The organism is Bradyrhizobium sp. LeoA1Lang (assembly GCF_055413685.1).
In genome coordinates this window covers 1-7,618 of sequence record NZ_JBVAPG010000257.1, presented here as the reverse complement: position 1 = coordinate 7,618, position 7,618 = coordinate 1, and the positions used below count along the sequence as shown (strand labels likewise).

At 61.6% G+C, this 7,618-nt stretch carries 4 protein-coding genes; 2 read left to right on the top strand and 2 right to left on the bottom strand.

Annotation, left to right across the window (positions count from 1 at the left end; all coding sequences use genetic code 11):
• Positions 1–276 precede the first annotated feature (276 nt).
• A complete protein-coding gene (locus ACZYOF_RS40855) occupies positions 277–2,097 on the top strand; it encodes a tetratricopeptide repeat protein (RefSeq protein ID WP_394566793.1) in 1,821 nt (606 codons plus the stop codon).
• Between the two features lie 339 nt (positions 2,098–2,436).
• Positions 2,437–4,122, top strand: coding sequence for a Na/Pi cotransporter family protein (locus ACZYOF_RS40850; protein WP_463719288.1), 1,686 nt, complete (start codon positions 2,437–2,439; stop codon positions 4,120–4,122).
• Between the two features lie 576 nt (positions 4,123–4,698).
• Here the strand turns inward: ACZYOF_RS40850 and ACZYOF_RS40845 are convergent.
• Both ACZYOF_RS40845 and ACZYOF_RS40840 read right to left on the bottom strand, forming a co-directional pair.
• The gene (locus ACZYOF_RS40845; protein ID WP_463719287.1) at positions 4,699–5,937 is read right to left on the bottom strand and encodes a cytochrome P450; all 1,239 of its coding nucleotides are present in this window, start codon (positions 5,935–5,937) and stop codon (positions 4,699–4,701) included.
• 177 nt (positions 5,938–6,114) lie between these two features.
• Positions 6,115–7,509, bottom strand: a complete 1,395-nt coding sequence (locus tag ACZYOF_RS40840; protein ID WP_463719286.1) for an outer membrane protein assembly factor BamB family protein — start codon at positions 7,507–7,509, stop codon at positions 6,115–6,117.
• Positions 7,510–7,618: the final 109 nt, after the last annotated feature.

The window sequence follows — 7,618 nt, the reverse complement described above, 5'->3', positions numbered from 1 at the left end:
CGCCATCAGACTCGCTCGAAAGCGAATCCAACCCGCACACATCATCGCATGGTCACTTTGGCGTAGAGCTCACCAGGCCGCCGCCCAGCGCGCGCACTTCAAAACAAAAAGACAACTGTAATGCTAAGGGGCATCCCCTATTCTCGAAGCGAAGGCATTTCGGTTCGGGAGCATCTCACGATCCTCCTTCGGGCGCTCTGGGACATACGCCGGGACCTGCTTGCATTGATTCCGGTTGTCGGAAAGGCATTCGGGAAGAAAGCGAAGGAGTAAGCGATGGTGCAACTTCGCGGCTCGCCCATCCTGCACATAGCCCAGAGCCTCTTTGGGCAAATGAGAGCTTTTGGAATCCTCGCCAATCACTCCACAAGAGCATCTGAGGTTCTCAATTCGGCAATTCTTCCGCGACTGGCATTCCTCAAGATGCTGCTGGCAGCGCTGGACCACATTGATCCGGAAGCATCGCGCGAGCCGATCGCATCAGGTGATCCCATCATCTATAATACTTTGGACTGGCCGCCGACTGCCCCACCCGCTGGCGTGTTTGAACCGTCGGGAAACGTTTCGCTCGAACGGCACCTGAACTCATGGTACCTGAGCTGGAATCTTCAATTGGGAGAAAGTCCGCAATCGGCGATGATTCTGAAGGTTGTCAGAGCCGCCCTGTGGCTCGTGAAGAGCCCAGGCGGTATCGATGCGGCAATTCAATACGTCATCGATCTTCAGATCAAAGGCGTGATCGTCGACCGGCTGGTGGCCATACAGGCGATGATTTGGTTACTCAGGGCTCGCCGCTGCGTTCACGATGACTCCGACCTGGCTGACTTCTTCCTCGAGCACGCGCCGTCGAGTGCGTCGGAATGGACGCGCGCGCAGTTCAAGGAATTCAATCTCGACAAACCGGCGGTTCGACCCGAGTTGACCGACGATCTTTCGCTGCTTCTCGACCGAGCGGAAAGTGAAATTGACCAAGTGTTGAGTGCCGATTCCTACGATGCGTGGTTGCTCGGGCAAATGGCCCTTCATCCAATGCTCAGCACCGTCGTTTCGGTCTTTCACGAATTCCAGGTTCAGGACGAATTGCAGTTCGTTACGAAATTGACGCGTCTTGAAGAGATCAGGGCCGACGCAGGCGGATTCGGAAGGCTCTTTCGAATATGGAGTGGCCAATTCCTCACGTTCAAATATACGTCAGATTTCACGATGTGCGCGACCGCTTGCTGCCTTTTGAGTGGCAAGACGGCGGATTGGAAAGACCGCATGCTCGATGAACGGGCACTGGTACCTACATGCCTGCAGCATCTCGTCACGGAATTCGGAATCAGAGAGCATCCCTTGCCGGATGGATGGGCGCGGATTTCAGAAACTCTGGCTCCCATTGCTGGGCCAACGCTGCTTCGCGACGACGCTTATATGTTTAGCCGGGTCGAACTATTTCAGCCGGACGAGATCGAAAACGCTCCCAGTCTTGCAGAGTTCCTGGAATCTATCGGCTCTTCCAGAGATCTCGCGATGAAGAACGCGGTGATCCAGTTGCTCTGCAAGCAAGCTCCGTCGCGGAATGGGCAGATCACTTTCTCCGAAAGTTCGTCGGAAGAGATCGGCGATATTGAGCGTTTGGAGGCGATCTCTGCTCAGTACAATCAAAAGTATGCACAAATAGGATCTGAGGATATGTCACGGGAGGCGGTCGATTTATTTCGAGCCGTCGGCAAATTTGATCCAGACGAAGCCGAGTCTGCCCTGCGCGGTTTGTATCGCAGCATTTGCGCTGACGAGATCGACGACTTCATCAATCGGGCCTTCGAACAAGGCAAGGCTGGTTCGGCACGCGAGTGCTTCGACAGATTGTGCTATCTATACCCTTACTTTCATTCCGGACAGGCAGAACGCGCCGTCCGCTTGGACGAAGATGGCCAAACTCATGCCGCCCTGAATTGCATGTTGAGGGCGATCATCCTCGAGCCACGGGAGGCCACGCGCTGGCACTCGCTCGGTGTTATCTTGAAAAAATTAGGAAGAAACGACGATGCAATACTAGCCTACGGTCTGGCTAAAATCGTTCACGACGAGGAAGCGAAGTCCACCCAGCGTTGAACCGCCCCCCGAGCGCCACAGCGAATACCGGGCCCCTCTCCCGACGTGCGCCACAATGCTTGGCGCAGCCTCTTGTCCACGGTGGACGTTCGGCATCGTGTTCCGCGCCTCAGGTCCATCTCCGGAGCCGTCGCCGCTCGTCGTCCGTCTTCTTCCGCAGATATTCGAATCCTTGGTTCACTCACAGACGTCAGGTGTTTTGGAAAAGCACAGACTTTGCTGCGTAGCCGCGAGAAACAGGGCACCGGCGCGCCGGTTGCACATTGCGGGCCTTGTCGGCTGCCTTCGCGCGCCAACTGCGCTAGAGTGCGGGAGCTGGCCTGATCGTCAGGAGCCCGCATGTCTATGGCCATCTCAACACTCGGCGGCGTCGGCCTCTTCCTGCTGGGCATGACCGTGATGACGGACGGCCTGAAGGCGCTGGCCGGGTCCGCCCTGCGCACGGTGCTAGCCAAGGCGGCGGCGACGCCGCTGCACGGCTCCTTCTGGGGCGCTATCGTCACGCTTCTGGTGCAGTCCTCCAGCGCAACGACCATGACGACGATCGGTCTCGTCAGCGCGGGCCTGCTGACGTTCCAGCAAGGGTTGGGCCTCGTCTTCGGGGCGAATGTCGGCACCACGGGGACCGGCTGGCTGGTCGCGCTCATCGGCGTCCGCGTCTCGCTCACCGCCGCGGCACTGCCGATGATCTTTGTTGGCGCGTTGACCAAGCTTCTGGCTCGCGGGCGAATATCCGGGATGGGCGCCGCTTTGGCCGGGTTCGGGCTTGTGCTTTTTGGGTTGACGACCCTGCAGCAGGGCATGGGCGGGCTGGCCGAACGGTTGCACCCGGCGGACCTGCCTGCCGTTCTCGCCAGTCCCGAAGCCGGGTGGTGGTCGGGCCTGTTCGGCGTGCTGGTGCTGGTCGTGGTCGGGCTGGTGATGACCGCGCTGATGCAGTCGTCAACGGCCGCCGTCGCGGTCACGTTGTCTGCCTACTTCGCCGGTGCGGTCGGGCTGGACCAGGCCTGTGCGCTGATCATCGGCCAGAACATCGGAACAGCGACGAGTTCCGGCCTGGCCGCGATTGGCGCAAGCACCACGGCCAAGCGGCTGGCCATCGCTTATGTCCTTTTCAAGCTTATCGCCGCCGTTATCGCGCTGGTGCTTTTCCCCGTCGTCATCCCTCTGCTCGTGCGTGCCTCGAGCACCGTCGATGGCGTCACGTTGCTGGCCGGGTATCACACGGCGTATAATGTTGTCGGCGTGGTGGTGCTGCTGCCGTTTGTCAACTGGTTCACGCGACTGGTCGAGCGTATTCTGCCCGAGCGTGGCTCGCCGCTCACGCGGTGCCTCGATCCTTCCGCGCTTGCGAGCCCGATCGTGGCGGTGGAAGCGGTGCGGCGAACGATCGCGCGCGCGCTCGCAACGGTATGCGCTTCGATCGAGGCGGCGCTGGCCGGCCGCGCTGAACCGATCCGTCTGGGGAAGGACGCCGCATCGGTGCAGGATGCGGCCGATGCCTTGCGCCAGGCACAAATATTCCTGTCGGATGTGACCGGACCGCCTGAGACCGACGACGAGCAACAGCGTCTCACGAGCACACTGCACGCACTCGACCACGCATCTCGACTGACGGAAATGGCGAATAGCGGAATCAATTTCGGCTCGGTGGGTGGCGGACCGGAGGACATCCGCGCCGCAGAGCTATGCGCAGAAGCGATGCGAAGCGCGGCCGCGATCGCGCGCGGCGTGGCGGTGCCCCGCGCCGCCGGATCGCCGCAGGTCATGCCAGCCTCACATGGCGCCGACGTCATGGCCGGTCCGCGCGCGGTTTCGACTGACGAGGCCATGCCCGAGCTCGAGCGTTGTGCGACGCAACTTGGCGAAATGCTGCGCACCCACCGCAGCGCGACGCTGGGCGCGGTCGCCAATGGAACGCTGACCGCCGACGCGGCGCTCGTTCGCGTCGAAACGGTTCGAAGCCTCGAAGCGCTGTCGCGTCACGCCTGGCGCTCTGCAGCCCATCTTGTCGGTCGCGGTTAGCCTAGCGAGCCTCCCCGGCCGACGACGATCTCGCCATTGCATCCAATTTTAGAGATATTTCGAAGCGACTTTTCAAGGATTTGCGTTACGTGTCGGGTCATGAGCACCCGACCTACACTCTGCTCGCACGCCTTGGCACTGCGGGCTAGCGAAACCAACACGTAAATCCCTTCCCAATCCCGCGAAGCAATGGCCGCAGGCGTCCTCGTCTGCGAACGGCGGAACTTTGCCCGTGAACAGGACCGACGATGACCGTCTCTTACTTGAGCTTCCGCGTGTCCTACTCGGCCAACCGGGACTGTGTGATCGTCCTCAAGCCGCGGAGGGAGGCTTACCAGGCAGTCTGCGTTGACGCGGCGACCAGGCGGACGATCGGAAGCCCATCCCTCCCACGCGACTCCAACGGAGCCCGGCCACAGGTCTCGGCCGCGGACGTCATCGGCAGGATCGGCAGCTATCGCCTGGCCTCCGCCGCCGTCGACCTCGAGACGGACGAATTGGCAGACCGCAGCCGCCGGTTATCCAGTCAATTGCGGTCGCGCCGGCGTCTGTAGCGCGGACCTTTGCCCGACCGTTTTACGGCTTCCAGGAGAGCCGCATGGTGTCGGCGCGACGGATTCCGAAATGGCCGCTGATTTTCGGCGGCACATCCAGGTTGAGCTGCGGTATGCGGGCAGCGATCGCGCTGAGGCTTTCCTCCAATTCGGCGCGGGCGATCGCCTCGCCGATGCACCGATGCGCGCCATAGCCGAAGATCGGATGCAGCCGTGGCTGGTTGGTGCGATGAATATCGAAGATATCAGGGCGATCGTAGGTCATCTCGTCACGCATGGCCGACATGGTCGATAACGTGACAAGCTGGCCGGCCGGGATGAGAGTCCCGCCAACATCGACATCCTCGCTCGTGACCCTTGCGGCTCCCCCGACGCTCGGCTCGAAGCGCATCGCTTCGGCGACCGCGCCTGAAACCAGATCCGGATCGCAACACACCTGCTCCCATTGCTCGCGATGCTGAAGCAGAAGATCGACCTGTACTGCGATCGCGACCCTGGTGGTATCGGTGCCACCGACGATCAGCTGGAAAATTTGGTAAAGCATCTCCTCGGGGGACATTTCACCCCCTTCGGTCGCGGCAGCCAGGAACGCGGACAGGAAATCCCCGCGCGGCCTGCGGCGACGTTCGTCGAGGACTTTGTCGACATACTCGCGTAGCCGCTGCCCTGCCTTTTCGACCTCGACGACTTCGTCCGGGCTCAGCCCGAGAAGGAAGACCTTGGACACCACATAGACCAGCAGCATAAACTCCGGGATGTCCTCGCGCGGGAGTCCCAAAAGATCGGCAATGATGCGGGCGGGCAGTTTGGCTGCGAACTCTTCGAAGAAATTGACTTCGCCATCTCCGTACCACTCCTCGATGAGGTCCGAGGCCGCGCGGCGAATGCTTGGACGCATCTCATTGATCGCGCGGGCAGCGAATAATCGTGAGAACGGCGCACGGCGGCGCCGATGCACATCGCCGTCGGCCGTCAGCATGCCATAGTCGAATGCATCGAATATCGTTCCACTGCTGAAGCCCTGCATCTCGGGAAAGCTCGTTCCGCTGGGGAGGAAGCGCGGATCCTTGCTCAGACGGTCAACATCGGAGAAGCGCAGCACGAAATATCCGCCAGTCTCGTGCAGCACCACTGGGTATTCCTTGCGGTAGGTGCGGAACACACCGTGAGTATCCGCTTCAAGTTCCGCCACGGTAAGCGTCGGGATTTCGGCGCTAGCGGGGTCAACGGAAAAATTCTTGGCGCTGGTCTCTGCCCTCATCGTACAGTCTCCGCTTTTCCACATGCCCGGGGTCAACGAAGGGGGATGTTGGTCGCGCGGAGTTTCAGCTCGATTTCACAGGATCATCAGTCTGTTACGTTCGTAACGCGCCCGATCTCTGGCCGGCGCACGATGTTTTCTGCATCGGCTTTCCTCAGCCCATCGCCGCGTCCCATATCAGGGCCGGCTCACCTCGAACGCGAGCAGCACGTTGCCGGGAATGCCGCTCCATTGCGCGTAGCCTGAATTGACATAGAGCATGCCGTCCACGATGACCGGGCCGGGGCCGTCGATGGCGCCGCCATGCGCCGGGACGCCGTTCACCGTCTCATAGTCGCGCGCGGTGTCGAATTCCCAGAGCAGCCGCGCATCGTCGGTCGCATAGGCGCGCAAATAGCCGCTCACGCCGCCGGAGAAGACAACACCTGGAATTGCGCTAACGGCCGCGGAGAGGGCTGGCCTGCATCGCTCGCGGTCACCACAGGAGACCGGCGCCACCTGCATGGTGACCTTGCCGTCCGCCAGATTCAGCCCGAACAGACCGCCGCCTGCGTTCGGATCGAGACGCCTTGTGCCGTCGCGAAGAAACCGCACGTCGGAGTTCGCGACATAGATCCGCTCCTGATCCGCGGCTGAGCCCCACTCGCTGCCGCCCAGCGGCCCTCCCTTGCCGACCCGCGTTTGCCAGAGGATCTTGCCCTCGTTGTCGGGATCGAAGGCGTGGACGATCCCGGACTTCTGCCCGATCACCAGCATGCGCCGCCCGTCCGGCAAGCCCACCAGGATTGGCGACTGGCCGAAGTCGTGGTCCGGACCGGGGTCTTCCGGACAGTTGGTCTTGTCATAGCCGAAGCAGGCCACAACATAGCTGTCCTTTGGGGTCGCCTGCCGATGCCATAACATCCGGCCGGTCTTCAGGTCGAACGCGAGGATAGCGTCGCTGGTATCTGCCGGTGGGTTTGAATAGGAGTTGCTTGTCGCGACGTACAGCACCTGGCGCTTCACGTCGATCGTTGGCGCGGACCAGACCGAGGCACCAGAGGGACCGTAATGCTGCACCCCCGCGGCATTCTTGGTCGTCGGGCGTGGCGCTTCCGGGATCGTGTACGACTTCCAGATCGGCCCGCCGGTCGCCGCGTCCAAGGCCACCACGCTGCCGCGAAACGTGCAGCACTCGTACGAGGCCCGCGATCCCGTCGCTTCCTCGATGGAGGAGACCGGAACGTAGAGGACGCCGGAAAACAGAGTGGGCGTACCGGTAATCCGGGCGGCGGGATGGTCTTCCACCTTCTGCTTCCAGATCAGCGCGCCCGTTGTTGCATTTACGGCGTAGGCATTGGCGCGCACGTCGCCGAAGAAAATCGCGAACTCATTCTTCCCGGCGAGCGGACCGAAGCTGATCGCGGTGCGTACTGGCGCGTCCGTCGTCAGCGTCCAGAATGTGCAGCCGCTCCTGGCGTCGAGCGCGCGCACCTTGCTATCGGTGCCGCCGACAAACAGCATGCCGCCGATCACGGCCGGCTGGGCATTGGCAGTCGAGACGCCCGGAAAGCCGCTATTTGATGCACACATCTTTGTTGCGAAGATCGGCGAAGACTGATTCCCTGGCGGGAGGCAGTCTTGTGGAGAGCGGTCTTATGTCGATGGAGGTGGGGCTGGGGCGATTTGGCGATCGTCGCCT

Excerpts from the sequence above, each read along its gene's own strand:
- ACZYOF_RS40855 (WP_394566793.1), top strand. The coding sequence starts at position 277 with ATGGTGCAACTTCGCGGCTCGCCCATCCTGCACATAGCCCAGAGCCTC.
- ACZYOF_RS40850 (WP_463719288.1), top strand. The coding sequence starts at position 2,437 with ATGTCTATGGCCATCTCAACACTCGGCGGCGTCGGCCTCTTCCTGCTG.
- ACZYOF_RS40845 (WP_463719287.1), bottom strand. The coding sequence starts at position 5,937 with ATGAGGGCAGAGACCAGCGCCAAGAATTTTTCCGTTGACCCCGCTAGC.
- ACZYOF_RS40840 (WP_463719286.1), bottom strand. The coding sequence starts at position 7,509 with ATGTGTGCATCAAATAGCGGCTTTCCGGGCGTCTCGACTGCCAATGCC.